The organism is Cellulophaga baltica 18 (assembly GCF_000468615.2).
GTDB lineage: Bacteria > Bacteroidota > Bacteroidia > Flavobacteriales > Flavobacteriaceae > Cellulophaga > Cellulophaga baltica.
Genome location: NZ_CP009976.1, coordinates 826,925 through 844,320 on the forward strand (window position 1 = coordinate 826,925; position 17,396 = coordinate 844,320).

Genomic DNA, 17,396 nt, shown 5'->3' on the forward strand with positions numbered 1-17,396 from the left:
CTACTGTTTACCAGCAACTAAACAGATTTAAAAACTACGGCTCTTTTACTTTCTAATGAGTCCTGTAAAGTCTAATTTCACTGAGCCTCATCCTAATCTTGAAGGGCTATTAAAACCCAGAAAATACACTTCATCGATAAAAAATGTCATACAACAGCAAGTACCTAATAGAAGCTTCGTAAAACGCTTATGCATATCTCAGATTGTTAAGGAAGCAAATAGAATATTTTCACAAACACCTCCTTTTAATTATCGACTTCACAAATCTCAACAGACTTTCAAAAGAAACCTTGTACCATCAAAATAGCCTGTTTAATTTTACAACTTAATTTGTTTTTAGAAATCGTGTGGAAAACCACATTGTTTAATCAATAAGCTAGATTATCTTAGCACACAGTAAAACAAATTACAACCGTAACCCCAATATGTGGTTTACGGCGCGGAGCGCTAAAAAAGACTCAAATTTTTAGCAAATTACACCCCACATATATCGAATGTAAATCCATTAAAATTTAATTATCGAAGTCTCATCAATACTTTATTGACGTACTTCGAGCTAATAACCTTTAATTTAGTCAACATATGAAAGTAGCATTTATCACAGGAGTAACCGGACAAGATGGCGCTTACTTGAGTGAATTTTTATTGAAAAAAGGATACCAAGTACACGGTCTTAAAAGAAGAGCATCTCTATTCAACACAGACAGAATAGATCATTTGTATCAAGATCCTCATGTAGAAAACCGTAATTTTATTTTACATTATGGTGATATGACGGATAGTACGAACCTAATCCGTTTAATTCAAGAAATTCAACCAGACGAAATTTACAATCTTGCGGCTATGAGCCACGTACAAGTGTCTTTTGAAGTTCCTGAATATACAGGTAACGCAGATGGTTTAGGTACCTTACGTATTTTAGATGCCGTACGTTTATTAGGTTTAGAAAAGAAAACACGTATTTACCAAGCTTCTACATCAGAACTATATGGTAAAGTACAAGAAGTACCACAATCAGAAACTACCCCTTTCTACCCACGTAGCCCATATGCGGTTGCAAAAATGTATGCTTACTGGATAACAGTAAACTATAGAGAAGCTTACGGAATGTATGCTTGTAACGGTATTTTATTTAACCATGAATCTCCAATTAGAGGAGAAACTTTTGTAACCCGTAAAATTACACGTGCCGCTTCAAGAATTGCACTTGGTTTACAAGACAAAATATACTTAGGTAATCTTGATGCCAAAAGAGATTGGGGTCATGCAAAAGATTATGTGCGTATGATGTGGATGATCTTACAAGCAGAAGAAGCAGAAGACTGGGTAATTGCAACCGGAAAAACTACTCCTGTTAGAGAGTTTGTACGTATGGCTTTTGCAGAAGTTGGCGTAGAATTAGAATTTAAAGGAGAAGGTATAGAAGAAAAAGGATACGTTAAAGCATGTACCAATCCAGAATTTCAATTAGAAATTGGTAAAGAAGTATTAGCGGTAGATCCTAAATACTTTAGACCTACAGAAGTAGATTTATTAATTGGTGATGCTACTAAAGCAAATACTAAATTAGGTTGGATTCCTGAATTTGATTTACAAGACTTAGTAAAAGATATGATGAAGCATGATGTAAAATTAATGCAGAAAGATCAGTTCTTAAAAGAAGGTGGCTATGACACGTTCAACTATTTCGAATAAATCTAATTTCAATTAAAATACAGCACTAATAGTTTAAGCACTGCTTAACTATTGGTGCTAATTATTAAAGTTTCATCTCAGTTTAACGAGCACACATGGAGAAAAACGCAAAAATATATATAGCTGGTCATAGAGGTTTAGTGGGCAGTGCCATTATAAAAAACTTAGAAGCTAGAGGGTATACCAATTTTATTACTCGTACCCACAAAGAATTAGACCTAACCAATAGCACAGCGGTGGCAGATTTTTTTGCTACAGAAAAACCAGAATATGTGTTTTTAGCTGCGGCCAAGGTAGGAGGTATTGTAGCCAATAATACCTACAGAGCAGATTTTATCTATGCCAACTTAATGATTCAGAATAATGTTATTCATCAAAGTTATGTGCATGATGTTAAAAAATTAATGTTTTTAGGGAGTACGTGTATTTACCCAAAAAACTGTCCGCAACCCATGAAAGAGGACTATCTGTTAACAGATACCTTAGAGTACACTAATGAGCCTTATGCAATTGCTAAAATTGCAGGGATAAAAATGTGCGAAAGTTATAACCTGCAATATGACCGAAACTTTATTTCGGTAATGCCTACCAACTTATATGGTCCTAATGATAATTTCGATTTAGAAAAATCTCATGTACTACCGGCATTAATCCGCAAGATGCATCTGGGCAAAGCTTTAGAAAATCAAGATTGGACTACCCTTCGTAAAGATTTAAATAAACTTCCTATTGAAGGATTTGATGGCTCTGCAATGGATGAAGACATCTACTCTATCCTAGATAAATATGGCATTCAGAAAAAAGGAGACACCGTACATTTAGAAATTTGGGGTTCTGGTAAACCGATGCGCGAATTTCTTTGGAGTGAAGACATGGCCGATGCTTGTGTATTTCTTATGGAAGAGCGCGACTTTAAAGATTGCTACGATACTAAAGCTAAAGAGATCAGAAATACCCATATTAATATAGGTACAGGGGTTGATATATCTATTAAAGATTTAGCGAAATTAGTTAAAGAGACCGTAGGGTTTAAAGGGAAATTATATTTCAATGCTGACAAACCAGACGGAACCATGAAAAAATTAACAGATCCTTCTAAATTGCATGGTCTAGGATGGAAACATAAGATAGAACTGCAAGAAGGGGTTCAAAAAGTTTATGATTGGTATCTTAAACAAGCATAATAGCTGGTCCTAAGAAACATAAAAAAATGTCCTTCTCTGCATTAAAACATTATTTTAATCATTCAATAAGCACAAGATTTCTTAAGGTGTTGTTGCTTATAGATGTAATGTTTGTTGTGGGGCATTTAATCGTAGTCACTTTATTTCAATCTGAACCCAGCACCTTACTTTTAGATGCTGAAGGGTTAGGGTATCCAGAGTTATTCCAATATGCAAAATATAGCCTAGTAATTGCATTTAGCACTTATATTGTCTTCGTAAAAAAAAGATACAGCTACTTACCATTTATTGGTTTGTTTATCGTGCTTTTATTAGATGACGTTTTTCAAATACACTCCAAAGCAAGTTACTTTTTTGCGTATCGCTTAAAGTTACATACCCTTTTTGGTTTAAAAGCAGTCATGTACGGGCAACTAGTCTATATTATATTACTAGGTAGTTTAAGTATTATCTTGTTTAGACTATTTTATAGACGTACAACTATTAATACGAAGAAAACATTTACAGATATTTTTATCCTACTTGTTTTATTTCTATTCTTTGGCGTTGGTATAGATATAATACACCAATTGTTTCTAAATACACCAAAAATAGGTTCGTTACTGACTATACTAGAAGAAGGTGGTGAGATGATTAGCCTAAGTGTACTAGTTTGGTACTTCTTTTTTTTAATGTTTAAGGTCGATGAAAAAAGAAATTTTCTAAAAGACTGCATACTAATCAAATGTTGCCTGAAATTAAATTGATGGCTAAAATATTATTTTAAATAAATGCAAAAAGAACGCATACTATATATTGATAGATTAAGAGGTATAAACATTTTTTTAGTTGTCTTAGGGCATATTGTAACAAACAATGTTATTCAAGGTGAGTACTCGGGAGTTTATGTCTGGGGCTCAACATTTAGAATGCCATTATTTATGTTTCTATGTGGTTACATAGCTGCCAAAGTAATTAAACCAAAAATTTTCAAAAATTACGGAGGGTTTATATTAAAAAAATGCAGGACATTATTAATACCATTTTTTGTGTGGCCATTATTAGTTTCAAACTTTTTTTTTACAGCTAAAGAAGATTACCACTTCTTAGATACAATGAGTGTTTTAATTAATGGAGGAGGTCTATGGTTTTTGCTACATTTATTTTATATAACAATTTTATATTCCTTTTGGCTATACATTTCCTCGAAAATAAATTCAAAAAATAAATTTTGGCTTGACACGATAATATCAGGGTTAGTATTATCCATATTAGCAGTGTTACTTTACTTTGACGTGAGCCCTATGATAAGGCCTTTAATCATGTTTTACATATTTTACTTCGCAGGTGTATTTGTTTCTAAATATGATATGTTTTCAAACATCCTAATGAAGAGAGAAGTTTTTAGTGTAGCACTATTGGTATTTATTTCTTTAGTTGGGTTTTATATCTATGCAGATTCTACCATCTATAATATTCTGATTAAAGTCATCTGTGCTATTGCAGCAATAGCAGTATTTTACTTTACAATTAGAACTATAAAATGGCCCCCATTAATAGATAAATACGTTAGATTTTGGGGTGTCAATTCGTTAATTATATATGTTACTCATTTCCACATCATTCGCATCTTTGAGAATCCATTTATACCAGAAGGAGTAAACCCATTTATACTATTAGTATTTACTGCTCTATTAGCTATAATAGCTTGCTTAATTACTATGACCATTTATAGTTTTATAAAGATGAGTCCAGTTTTAAACTTTTTACTGTATGGTAGTAAATTAAATTTACCTTTTTCGAAAAAAGAGGCAACCCTAAATACATAACAAGTACATGGTTATTGTTTAATGAATAATTTAAAGAAATATCTTAGTCTTAAAAGTGATAGAACTAAAAATATCGTAAAGCATATTGGTTGGTCATCATTTTATAAAATAGGCTCAGTTTTAATAAACTTTCTTTTAGTCCCATTAACAATAAATTACCTAGATAAAGAAAGCTATGGCATTTGGCTAACCTTGAGTTCGTTTATAAGTTGGTTTTCATTTTTTGACATAGGATTAGGAAATGGGCTTAGAAATAAATTTACCGAAGCTAAAGCAAAGGGTAAATACAGACTTGCAAAAATATATATTTCGAATGCCTATTATACTATAAGTGCAATCGCTATTGGGTTAATTACAATATTTGTTATCATTAATAATTTTGTGAATTGGAGCACTTTATTTAATACAAATAGTTCTTTGCGCCACGACTTACAGATATTGATGCCATTAATTATTGGATTTTTTGGAATACAATTGGTACTAAAATTAATAACAACGATTTATACGGCAGATCAACAACATTCTGCTCAAGGCAAGATTGATTTTTTCACAAAATTTATTTCTATTATAGCAATATGGTTGCTTCTAAAAACATCTGAAAGCTCCTTGCTACTTTTTGGAATTATTTTTTCATTTCTGCCTGTATTAATTTTATTTATATTTAATATAATAGCTTTCACTGGAAGATACAAAGCTTATAAGCCTGACTTAGGATTGTGGAAAAGAAAGTATGTATCTGACATCATGAATGTTGGTTTTAATTTTTTTATTATACAAATTGCAGTAATCATCCTGTTTACTACAGATAATTTAATTATCACTAAATTGTTTGGCCCTGCAGAAGTAGTCCCCTACACCATTGCTTATAAATATTACACTCTAATAATTATGGCTTACAGCATAATCATTGCACCGTATTGGTCTTCATTTTCAGATGCTTATGCAAAAAAAGAATACAATTGGATAAAAAAGTCTGTACAGAACATTCAACGTATTTGGCTAATTATACCATTTTTATTGGGTATTATGCTTTTAATATCCAATTGGTTTTTTAAACTGTGGGTAGGTGACACTGTAAAAATATCACATACACTCTCCGTCTCAATGATTGTGTATGTACTGTTTATGACCTACCAAATGATTTATGTTCAGTTTATCAATGGAATAGGTAAAATAAAATTACAATTAATTATAAGCATCATATCAATATTAATAAACATTCCATTAAGTATTTTTCTCTCAAAATTCTTAAAATTGGGACTATCCGGAGTTATTTTAGCCACCAGTTTCTCCTTATTAATTTCGGTCATTTTGTGGCCTATACAATACAAGAAATTAATCAACGGCACAGCAAAAGGTATTTGGAATAAATAATGCCTTTTAAAATAAAAAAAATGAAAGTTCTAATCTTTACAAATTCATCTGCAAAATATGATGCAGCGGTAAATAGTTATCATGGCGCCGGGTGGGTAGAGTCTTTCATTACACTATTAGAAGAACAAAGGGGAATAGAGTTAGCTGTTTCTTTTTTCCATGAAAAAGATGGTAAAAAAATGACTCGTGATAATTTAACATTTTATCCCATTTTCAAAGCCTCCCGAAGAAGCAACCCTATTAAAACAATCCTTAGTGATTGGAAAGGAAGTATAGAGAATGAAAAGGCCTGCAAAGATATGCTTACTGTAATTGAAGACTTCAAACCAGATGTCATTCAGGTTTTTGGATCCGAGAATATGTATGCCTTAATACAAAAATATACGAAAGTGCCAGTAGTAGTTCATTTACAAGGACTTTTAAATCCATATCATAATGCTTTTTACCCCGCAAATCAGTCGAAATACAATTTCATTTTTGATTTAAACTATGTAAAGCAAAATATTTTAGGAAAAGGAATTAACCACCTAGCTAAACGAATAAAAAATAAAGCGACAAGAGAGGCTGATCATTTTAAAAATTTACACTACGTTATGGGCAGAACTCATTGGGATAAAATGGTTTCTAAAATACACAATCCTGAAATAAGCTATTTCCATGTAGATGAAGTGTTACGTCCAATATTTTACGATAATATCGTAAAAATCAAGAACAGAAAACAAAGTGAAAAAATAGAAATTGTAACAACTATTTCACCAACTTTATATAAAGGCCTTGATGTTATTCTAAAAACAGCTAATTTATTACTAGAAACAACATCTTTAAATTTCGTTTGGTCTATAATAGGCTTGGAGCACAACGATCCTTTGGTTCTCCATTTTGAAAAAAGCTTAAAACTGAAACACCAAAATCTAAATATCAAATTTTTGGGAGTTAGAGAAGCAAATAATTTTGTAGATAGCATACAACAAGCAGATCTATTTATTCATCCTTCTTATATTGATAATAGTCCAAATAGCGTTTGTGAGGCACAAATTTTGGGCATACCAGTAATTGCCTTTAATGTGGGTGGCTTGGCTAGTCTTATAGAAAATGAAATAACGGGCACATTGTTACCTTCTAATGGAATTTATGAAACGGTAAATGCAATACTTAAATTTAACAAAGAGCCAGAACATTTTTGGAATATGGCACATGAAGCACAAAACATAGCGGTAAAAAGGCATGCGAAAAATACCATAATTACACAAGTTACAAATGTGTATGAAACTATAGTGCAGAACGCTACTATTAACACTAATAAATAATACAAATATCTATTGGATCAAGCAAAAAGAGTAGCAAAAAACACCGGGTTTCTATATGCCCGTATGGCTATAACCGTATTCATTTCTTTGTATACCACAAGATTAATTTTAGCAGCATTAGGGGCTACAGATTTTGGTATATTTAATCTAGTTGCGGGCGCTATTGCCATGTTAGCTTTTTTAAATTCTGCAATGGCCTTAGCTACACAGCGCTTTATGTCGTATGCCGAAGGTAAAGGAGATTTTGACGCACAGGTTGGTATATTCAATGTTAGTATAGTATTACATCTTATAATTGCCGTTCTGGTCGTCTTATTTATGGAAGGTGCAGGGTACTTTTTATTTGATGGTATATTAGAAATACCAGAAAATAGACTCTATGCCGCAAAATTTATTTTTCAATGCATGGTGCTAAGTACTTTTATTGGTATTATTTCCGTACCCTATGATGCCGTAATTAATGCGCATGAGAATATGTTCTTAGTTGCTATTTTAGGAATTGTTGAAGCCTTAATAAAATTGGCAATTGCCTTATATGTAACAACCACCGGTTTTGATAAATTAATTAGTTATGGTCTTCTTATGGCCGTAATGACTATAATTTTGTTAATAATTAGGCGTGTATATTGCCATTTGAAATATGAAGAAGTAAAAATTAATGTAAGAAAATATTATAGCAAAGCATTATTTAAAGAAATGGGTAATTTTGCAGGATGGACCTTCTTAGGCTCTTCTACAAGTATCATTTCTTTTTATGGTCAAGGCTTGGTATTAAACATGTTTTTTGGTCCCCGAGTAAATGCTGCTCATGGTATTTCAAACCAGGTTAGCGGGCAATTAGGTGCGTTTTCTACTACCATGTTAAAAGCTCTAAATCCTGTTATTGCAAAAAGTGAGGGCGCAGGAAATAGAGCCACCATGTTAAAGATGACTGAAATGGGTAGTAAAGTTTCTTTTTTCTTATTACTCATATTGTATGTGCCTGTGTTGATAGAAATGCCTTATATATTTAATTTATGGCTAAAAGAAGTGCCTGAATATACCATAATATTTTGCCGATTGCTCTTAATTAAGAACTTAATACAGCAATTGTTCGTATCTGTAGACACCTCTATTCGCGCTGTAGGGAACATTCGTGGGTTTCAAATTTCCAGTGCAATAGCAAGCATATTTCCACTACTAATTTGCGCAGGTTTATTTACTATTGAACTACCTGCCTACTATCTGTATATTGTATTCATGCTCCATGCCGTAATAAATGCTTATATCATTTTATACTTTGCAAACAAACATTGCGATTTACAATATAAACCCTTTATGCAAAATGTAGTAGTTAGATGTTTTACTACATTTATTTTAATGGCTGGTTGCTCTCTTATTCCACTGTTTTTTATGGATGAAGGTTTTATAAGATTAATTACGATAGGGGTGTTATCTTTTATAACCTATATACTTTTTATTTGGAATATAGGTTTTGGGAAAAAAGAAAAAGAATGGATCATGCCATTACTGCTATCTTTCATAAGCACCATTAAAAATAAAATCTTTAGGAAATAACCGTTTTAAGGAATATTTACGTATAAACTATAGGAGAGTTTAAAGTTTAAATTTTTAGAATTTAAAAAAAATGAAAGTTATACAAGCTACAGGTCAAACCTGTAATCAATTTTGGATATATTCTCATCATTTTGCTGAGTCGATCAAAACAGGTGAAAAAATTTTGATCTTAGCTCCAGATATTGCTCTAAAGGATTACCCAAATCTACAAGAACAAACTTTTATTAAATTCCCGTTTTATAGTAAAACTATTTCAAGAATATTTGGCTACAAGAAAAACATACAAATATTAAACAAAATTTTCGCTAACAAATTTTCAATAAAAGCTTTAAAATACTTATTTAAAATAATACCAAAAGTTACTTTTATTGAAGGAAAAATGGGTCAGTTTACTTATAAAGACTCAATAAAATATACAAATGAGTTTAAGCAAATATTTAAACCAACCGACACCGTCATAGAAACTGTTAATACGTTTTTACAAAATAAAAACTCCGCATTTGATATACTTGTGGGCATACACATTCGAAGAGGTGATTATATTAGCTGGAATAATGGGAAATTTTATTATTCGGATGAGGAATACAGTGACATAATGATGCAAATGGCGCAATTATTCCCAAATCAGAGAGTTAGTTTTTTGATGTGCAGTAATGAAAAAATAAAATTGGAAAATTTTAATACCCATAATACATTAATTTTTGAGAGGAGCTCTGCTGCTATGGACTTGTACGGGCTAAGCATGTGTGATTACATCTTAGGACCACCGTCATCCTATTCATCATGGGCCGCTTTTTATGGAAGTAAACCATTTTATTTTATAATGAATCCAAAAAACGTTATATCAATGGAACAGTTTTGTAACGACAAAATTGATTGGCCACCATCGTTTTATTAAATTAAAATTATTTTAGAACTCTAAAATGAGCATGAAAATAAAAAAAATTTTGCTATTAGTCCCAGGTTTAATTGTAAAGTTAAAGGAGCTTGCTAAGGATGGATCAAGAGATTTAGAAAATAAATTTCGATATAAAGATGCCATTGTAGAAGCGGGCTGTAAAATATCACCAGATACTAAGATTAAATCAAATGCTAGAATATTTTATAATACATCATTGAACAATTGTAATATATCTGAATTTACATACATTGGAAGTAGCTGTTTTTTGCAAAACACTTCTGTGGGTAAATTTTGTTCTGTTGCAAAACATAGTTTAATAGGTTTGGGTATACATCCCACAGACTTAATCTCTACTACACCCTTGTTTTATAGAAAAAACAACCCACTCAAAGTAAAATTACTTAAAGAGGATTTAGGTTTTGAAGAATACAAACCAATTACTATAGGTCACGATGTATGGATTGGTGCACGAGCAATAGTAATGGATGGCGTTGAAATAGGAACAGGAGCAATTGTCGCATCTGGAGCTGTAGTCACTAAGGATATTCCTCCATATGCCATCGTGGGCGGCGTACCTGCCAAATTAATAAAATATCGATTTAGTGAAGAGAAAATAGAAGAACTTTTGAGTTCTGCATGGTGGGAATGGGATTTAGAGAAAATCAACAAGTATCAAAAAGAAAAATTTGCAAATGATGACCATTTCAATAATATATAAAGGCATTCGAAAAATACATCGGACGATAATTGGATCATTTTACACACCTATTGGCAAAATAAAGTTCAAATTAAATGGTGCCAATTTTAAAGATGGCTTAAAAGTAAAAGGACCACTAAAATTAAATATCACACGTAGAGGTGAATTAACGATTGGTAAAGATTGTCGTTTTAATAGTGGGCAAAATTATAATGTTTCTGGGGGTAATCAGAGATGTCATTTTTGGATTGACGGGAAACTTACCATGGGCAATAATGTAGGTATAAGTAGTAGTTCTATTTTATGCAGGCATGAAATAAATATAGGCAATCACGTTAAAATCGGAGGAAACACCTTAATTATAGACACTGATGCACATTCTACAAACCCTAAAGAAAGAACAACCTCAGTATCTAAAGATTCAAAAAAAGCAAACTGGGGTCCGGTAACAATTTCAGATTTTGTATTCATTGGAACCCGATGTATTATATTAAAAGGTGTTACTATTGGGAAAAACTCAATAGTCGCTGCAGGTTCTATCGTCACTAAAAATATTCCTGCAAATGAAATTTGGGGTGGGAATCCTGCCAAAAAAATTAGATCCATATAATTAATAAGAGTTATAAATTAAAAAAACAGTAAGTGTCAAAATTGAAAAAATATTTAATACTATCGATCATGATAGTGATCACTCTTTTTTCAGTAGATGTTTATTCTCATATGCCCATTAATAGTACGGTTGTATGGTGGATATTATTAACTGGCGTGATAATTTATTTTATAATAGTAAAAAAAGAGTTTTACAACACTGCAAATTCAAAGAACATACGTTATGTAGAACTCTACATTTACTGGAATATTATCTGTATTATACGCGGCTTTTTTGTGGCTGAAGATTATTGGGAGTGGAAATTCTTAATACAATTTGGTTTAGTTCTTTTAATTCCGATCTGTATTTATACGGTCACCAATACCTTTTGGGTACAAAAAATGATGCAACAGTGGTTTAAATTTATACTCCCTGCATTTTTTATTATCTACTTTGTCTTATTCAATGAGGCTGTAGGCCACTATTTAGTCCCTGTAAGTTTTGCTTTATTATTATTTCCATTTTTAACAAAAAAATGGAAAATTATATCAGTAGCTATGGCCTTAATTGTTTTTGCAGCTAATCTAGGAGCAAGAAGCAACGTTATTAAGTTTGTTATACCTATGATACTTTCCTTAATATATTATTTTAAAATACTAATAAATACTAAAATTTTAAAGCTTGCACGTATAGTCTTTATTGCTCTCCCTTTTCTTCTTTTTTATTTAGGAATCACAAACTCTTTTAATATTTTTAAGATGAGCGATTACATCGAAGGTGACTACAGAGCAACTCAAGAACAAGATGTAGGTGGGCCGGACGATCTAACTGCAGATACGCGCACATTTCTATATGTAGAGGTAATTTCTTCTGCTCTAAAATATGATTATGTGTGGCTAGGACGTACACCGGCAAGAGGAAATGAATCACAAGCGTTTGGACCTGGAATAGATAAAGATTTAGGCACCCATAAGATGGAACGTCCCAGTAACGAAGTTTCTATATTAAATGTATTTACTTGGACAGGTATCATAGGAGTTATTCTTTACTTTCTAATTTTCTTTAAAGCTACCTATTTGGCATTATATAAATCTAAGAGCCGGATTATGAAAATAATAGGTGTGTATTTAGCGTTTAGATGGTCTTACGCATGGGTAGAAGATTTTAGTAAATTTAATCTGTCTTACTTTTTCCTCTGGGTAACAATAGGAATATGTTTTTCAGAAGATTTTAGGGGCATGACCGATCGCGAATTTAAAAATTGGGTTCGTGGCATTTTTGATCAACGCTACCGAGCCGCAATTGTAAAAAAACGGCTAATAATTAGCGAAAAATAGAACTACCAACTTTAGTTTAAGAAAAAAAACATGATTTACATAGTAATACCAGTATTTAACCGTTGGCACTTTACAAAAGCCTGTGTAGAGCAATTGCAAAGACAGACCTATAAGGATTTTAAAATAGTTATTGTTGATGACGGTTCTACAGATGATACAGCAGGCAAACTAGCAGAAGAATACCCTGAAGTAATTGTTCTGAAAGGTGACGGCTCCTTATGGTGGACCGGTGGTATAAATTTAGGTATTGAATATGCATTACAGCATAAAGCAGATTTTGTTCTTTCTTTAAATAATGACACGCTACCAAAAATAGACTACTTAGAAAAATTAATTGAAGGGACTAAAGTAAAACCGGGAGCACTGATTGGTTCTACAGGAGTAAACACAGAAACCAAACATATAAATTTTTCAGGAGAAAAGGTTAACTGGCTTACAGATACGGTAAAAGATTTAAGGAACGAAATAGACAAAACAAAAAGAGGTCAGCTTTTGAAGGTTACTCATTTCCCGGGACGGGGCTTACTTATTCCAGTAAAAGTATTTGATGTCATTGGGCTATTTGATCAAAAGACCTTCCCACATTATATGGCGGACTATGATTTTACATTTCGCGCCATCAAAGCAGGTTTTGAAGTATATTGTAGTGTAGATGCACAGTTAGGTACCTATCCGGAAGCCAGTGGAGCCAACCAGTTAATTGCACAAAAAACTTGGAAAAATTACAAGGAACATTTATTTGGTATGAAGGGTGCCGCCAATCTTAAATATTATTTAACCTATGTAACTAGACACTGCCCTTGGTACTTGCTCCCAATAAGCGCTACTATTGGAACTGGAAAAAGATTAACCAGTTATTGGTTAAAAAAGTAAATTTAGTTACACCCCAATATACTAATTGAACCTATAAATAAAAGACTACTATCATATAAAATAGATTACTCCGTAAACCATATCTTTTTTGAAACTAACCACTTCCCCTCACATAAAAAGATAAGTTTCGTATTTAAAACCAAGTATTAACCAAAAATGGTTGCACGACTACCAAAAGTGCAATACCGCGTATGAGTTTAAAAAAACTAAAATTCAGAAGACAATTTTTATTGTCACCTAAATTATGTCCAGACTTAGAGGGATGGGATTTTCAAGAAGTTGGAAAACACTATTTGTACGTACATCCGGACTGTTTACAAGCATTTGCAACAAGCAATGGCAAAAGAGGTATTTTATTGGGGCACGTACTAAACCCTCGACAACCAGATTTATCAACATCAGAAATATTAGAAGATATTGTTCAGCAAAGTGATGAAATTGGTATTGCTAAATCTATCTATGGCTTAGTAGGAAGATTTGTTTTAATAGTAGAGAAAAATAATGAATTCACCTTTTTCAATGATGCCTGCGGTTTAAAATCATTTTTCTTTACCCAGCAAGATCACAAATTTTATGCGGCTTCACAACCATTACTTTTAAAATTAGTTACCAAAAATTTGATTGAGCAAGGAGAGCGTTACCATAGTTATCATGATTCTGAATATGTAAAATCTAATAAGGAAAATTGGTTTCCGAGTGGCACATCATTATACCCCGGAGTTTATCATTTAGTAGCTAATCATTACTTAAAAAGTGAGACACTACAACAAACACGGTACTGGCCAATAAAAAAACTAGAGACTATTAATTATGAAGAAGCAAAAGAGAAATTTGCCAAGCTCTTAAAATTGACCATAGATGCTGGCAGTAAAAAATATAAATTAGGCTTAGGAATTACTGGGGGCTTTGACAGCAGAATATTATTAAGCGCAAGTAAGGATGCTGCGGAGCGCATGCTTTTTTACACTTTACAATATCGAAATTTAGACTATAACTCTAATGATATTAGAATACCTGTATCATTGACTCAGAAAATAAATATTCCGCATAGCCTCATGGATTGCCGAATTCCTATATCAGAGGAATTTAAAGAAATATATTTGGCAAGTTCAGATATGGCACACTTGAATGATTGGGGGCATATTGCCTATGGGATATCCCAAAATTTACCCGAAGGAACCATGTCTGTAAAAGGGAGCTGCTCAGAAACAGGCAGGTGTTTTTTTTACAAAAATGGTGTGCATCCAGAACTCAAGTCTAGTCAAGACATCATGAATATAAATCCTAAGTGGAAAGAAATTCCATTTATTGATGAACAAATTTCAAAATGGTATGATGAAGTTAAAGATTCCAACACCAATAAAGGTTATAACATATTAGACCTATTTCATTGGGAAGTAAGTACAGGTAGTTGGCAGTCACAGAGTCAATTAGAATGGGATCTAGTGCACGATACTTTTACACCCTTTAATAATAGGGAATTATTAGATCTAATGCTACATATTGACACCAAGTACCGATCAAAACCAAACTATACACTATACAAAGATACCATGAACATGTTATGGCCAGAGGTTTTGTTAGAACCTATAAATCCTTTGGATACTAAATCTGAAGTAAAGCAATTATTAAAAAGTATTTTAACTCGCTTAGGGTTCGAAAAATACAATCGTTAAAAACATAATTAGTAACCTTAACTTTAAAAGAATGATAAAGCCAGCTCCCATACTTCTATTTACTTATAAGAGGCTAGATGCTTTAAAAAATACCATTGCTGCTTTAAAGAAAAATGACTTAGCCTCTGAATCCGATTTATTTATATTCTCGGACGGGCCAAAGCAATTAAAGGATAAGGACATTATAGACCAAATTAGAACTTTTTTAAAAACAGTTGATGGTTTTAAATCAGTAACTATTAGCGCTTCTCCTACCAACAAAGGATTAGCTAATTCTATAATAGGTGGAGTAACAACGGTCATGGAAAAATCTGAGACGGTAATAGTTTTGGAAGACGACTTGCTCACTACTCCTAATTTTTTAACCTACATGAACAAGGCACTATCAGAGTATACAGCAGAGAAGAAAATATTTTCAATATCTGGTTATTCTTTTGATTTGCGTAGTAAGGATCAAAATCCAAATACCACCTACCTACTAAACCGAGGCTGGTCTTGGGGTTGGGCTACTTGGCGAGACCGTTGGGAAAATGTAGATTGGGAAGTAGCCTCCTATAAAGAGTTTTCTGAAAATAAAATAGAACGCAAAGAATTTGCTAAGGGAGGGTCCGATCTTAATGCTATGCTAGACAAACAAATGAGTGGAAAGCTAGACTCTTGGGCTATTCGTTGGTTTTATCACCAATTTAAGACTGGAGGTTTAACACTATATCCATTAGGCTCTAAAATCTATAATGATGGCTTTGATGAATTTGCAACACATACCAATGGATCCGAAAAGAGATATCTACCGTATTTAGATAAGGAACATCAAATGAATTTTGATTTTCCTAAGGAAATTGCAATTAGCAAAGAATATCAAAAGAAATTTCAATCTAAGATGGGTATTATCGCTCGTATTAAATCTAAAATTGAAGGCTTTTTCAAATAAAAGAATCCATGATTAAAAATCTTATTCGTAACCTACGGTTTTTTTATCTTATGAAGATAAAATGGAAAAAGTATAGCATAGGAGAAAATTTCTACGCAGGAATGCGCGTACAATTATGGGCTAAAAACAGCTTAATTATTGGTAAAAATTTTTATATCGGAAGAGACTCTCAAATTGAGGCAGACTGCACCATTGGTGATAATGTTATTTTTGGCAATAAAGTGGCTATCGTAGGAAAATATGATCATCATTACCAACAATTGGGCGTACCAATTCGTATGGCCTCTAGAATTAGAGATGAAAGCTATAATTGGAAAGGGCTTTCTAGTAAAACTATCATTGAAGATGATGTTTGGGTAGGTTATGGAGCCATAATCATGAGTGGTGTTACTATTAGAAAAGGTTCAATAATAGCCGCAGGTGCCGTAGTGACCAAAGATACTGAGGCTTATAGTATTTCTGGCGGTAACCCTGCAAAAAAAATTACCTCCCGTTTTACCACAGAAGATGATTTAAAAACTCATTTGACTTTGGAGAAAGATTTTTTAACTAAAAATAAATATTATACAGGAGTTCAAGGATTTCCTGTCCGTAATAAATAACTCAAAAAATTGAATCTACTAGTATGGATTTAGACATTACACATGTGGACAATACCATTTTAGAACAATAAATTTTAATTTTTCTCGCATCTCATAAAAGCAAACTTTATGACTAAATTTTCAACCATACCCTGTTTAGGATATACCGTCTTTGCAGACCAGTTAAAAAACTTACCTGAAGCTAAAAATACTGTAATTAATACCATAAACCAGTACTCCTACTGCATGGCAGAAAAAGATCAAAATTTTAAACAAGCCCTGCTGAGCTCAGATGTCTTATTGCCCGATGGTGTTGGCATTACTTTCGCTGCTAAATTTTTATATGGTGAAAGAATTAAAAAAATTGCTGGTGCAGATTTGCACACCTATTTTTTAAATGACTTAAATGCAAAAAGTGGTTCTTGCTTTTATTTAGGTGCTTCAAATGAGACTTTAGAAAAAATAAAATGTAAAATAAAAATAGAGTACCCAAATATAAGAGTAGGATCCTATTCTCCTCCATTTAAAAAGACATTCTCTGCACAAGATAATTCCCAAATGATTACAGAAGTAAATAGCTTTAAACCAGATGTGTTGTTTATTGGCATGACAGCTCCAAAACAAGAAAAGTGGAGTTTTGAACATAATAATAGCTTAGATGCAGGATATATTTGTGCTATAGGAGCTGTATTTGATTTTTATGCCGGGACCGTAGCTAGGCCAAGTGAGTTTTGGCAGAACTTAGGTTTGGAGTGGTTGGGGCGATTCATTAAAGAGCCCAAACGCATGTGGACACGCTATGTCACGAACGGATTTAAGTACTTAGGCTATTTACTTCAGGCAAAAGTAAAAGGTTAAGTTAGCTACTCCACGTATAACTTACAGA

General features: G+C 32.6%; 16 protein-coding genes. All 16 read left to right on the plus strand.

Going from position 1 to position 17,396, the window contains the following annotated elements; translation table 11 throughout:
- The first annotated feature begins 582 nt into the window (after nt 1–582).
- The 16 genes from gmd to M666_RS03485 all read left to right on the plus strand — a co-directional run bounded on the left by gmd (nt 583) and on the right by M666_RS03485 (nt 17,368).
- Nucleotides 583–1,695, plus strand: a complete 1,113-nt coding sequence (gene gmd, locus M666_RS03410) for a GDP-mannose 4,6-dehydratase (RefSeq protein WP_029445080.1) — start codon at nt 583–585, stop codon at nt 1,693–1,695.
- 95 nt (nt 1,696–1,790) lie between these two features.
- Nucleotides 1,791–2,879 (plus strand): GDP-L-fucose synthase family protein, encoded by a 1,089-nt coding sequence (locus tag M666_RS03415; protein WP_029445081.1) that lies wholly within the window; start codon nt 1,791–1,793, stop codon nt 2,877–2,879.
- A 26-nt stretch (nt 2,880–2,905) separates the two neighbouring features.
- A complete protein-coding gene (locus M666_RS03420; protein WP_151198023.1) occupies nt 2,906–3,625 on the plus strand; it encodes a DUF8692 domain-containing protein in 720 nt (239 codons plus the stop codon).
- A 24-nt stretch (nt 3,626–3,649) separates the two neighbouring features.
- Nucleotides 3,650–4,687 carry an acyltransferase family protein gene (locus M666_RS03425; protein WP_029445083.1) on the plus strand — a complete coding sequence of 346 codons (1,038 nt, stop codon included), beginning with the start codon at nt 3,650–3,652 and terminating at the stop codon, nt 4,685–4,687.
- Nucleotides 4,688–4,708: 21 nt separating this feature from the next.
- Entirely contained in the window at nt 4,709–6,061 is a 1,353-nt protein-coding gene (locus M666_RS03430; RefSeq protein ID WP_029445084.1) for a lipopolysaccharide biosynthesis protein, read from the plus strand.
- 20 nt (nt 6,062–6,081) lie between these two features.
- Nucleotides 6,082–7,368 (plus strand): glycosyltransferase family 4 protein, encoded by a 1,287-nt coding sequence (locus M666_RS03435; RefSeq protein ID WP_158400204.1) that lies wholly within the window; start codon nt 6,082–6,084, stop codon nt 7,366–7,368.
- Nucleotides 7,369–7,380: 12 nt separating this feature from the next.
- Complete coding sequence (locus tag M666_RS03440) at nt 7,381–8,925, plus strand: lipopolysaccharide biosynthesis protein (protein ID WP_029445086.1); 1,545 nt, start codon at nt 7,381–7,383, stop codon at nt 8,923–8,925.
- Nucleotides 8,926–8,995: 70 nt separating this feature from the next.
- Nucleotides 8,996–9,823 (plus strand): alpha-1,2-fucosyltransferase, encoded by an 828-nt coding sequence (locus M666_RS19895; protein ID WP_029445087.1) that lies wholly within the window; start codon nt 8,996–8,998, stop codon nt 9,821–9,823.
- A gap of 31 nt (nt 9,824–9,854) precedes the next feature.
- Nucleotides 9,855–10,544 carry a CatB-related O-acetyltransferase gene (locus tag M666_RS19900; RefSeq protein WP_029445088.1) on the plus strand — a complete coding sequence of 230 codons (690 nt, stop codon included), beginning with the start codon at nt 9,855–9,857 and terminating at the stop codon, nt 10,542–10,544.
- A complete protein-coding gene (locus M666_RS03455) occupies nt 10,519–11,133 on the plus strand; it encodes an acyltransferase (RefSeq protein ID WP_029445089.1) in 615 nt (204 codons plus the stop codon). The genes M666_RS19900 and M666_RS03455 overlap by 26 nt, the downstream gene beginning before the upstream one ends.
- A 68-nt stretch (nt 11,134–11,201) precedes the next feature.
- Entirely contained in the window at nt 11,202–12,449 is a 1,248-nt protein-coding gene (locus M666_RS03460; protein WP_034659326.1) for a hypothetical protein, read from the plus strand.
- A 30-nt stretch (nt 12,450–12,479) separates the two neighbouring features.
- On the plus strand, nt 12,480–13,322 hold the full coding sequence (locus M666_RS03465; protein WP_029445091.1) for a glycosyltransferase family 2 protein: 843 nt from the start codon (nt 12,480–12,482) through the stop codon (nt 13,320–13,322).
- 191 nt (nt 13,323–13,513) lie between these two features.
- The gene (locus M666_RS03470) at nt 13,514–14,998 is read left to right on the plus strand and encodes a hypothetical protein (protein ID WP_029445092.1); all 1,485 of its coding nucleotides are present in this window, start codon (nt 13,514–13,516) and stop codon (nt 14,996–14,998) included.
- Between the two features lie 31 nt (nt 14,999–15,029).
- A complete protein-coding gene (locus M666_RS03475) occupies nt 15,030–15,929 on the plus strand; it encodes a glycosyltransferase family protein (RefSeq protein WP_029445093.1) in 900 nt (299 codons plus the stop codon).
- 8 nt (nt 15,930–15,937) lie between these two features.
- The gene (locus tag M666_RS03480) at nt 15,938–16,531 is read left to right on the plus strand and encodes an acyltransferase (RefSeq protein ID WP_039325091.1); all 594 of its coding nucleotides are present in this window, start codon (nt 15,938–15,940) and stop codon (nt 16,529–16,531) included.
- Nucleotides 16,532–16,639: 108 nt separating this feature from the next.
- Nucleotides 16,640–17,368, plus strand: a complete 729-nt coding sequence (locus M666_RS03485) for a WecB/TagA/CpsF family glycosyltransferase (RefSeq protein ID WP_029445095.1) — start codon at nt 16,640–16,642, stop codon at nt 17,366–17,368.
- Nucleotides 17,369–17,396: the final 28 nt, after the last annotated feature.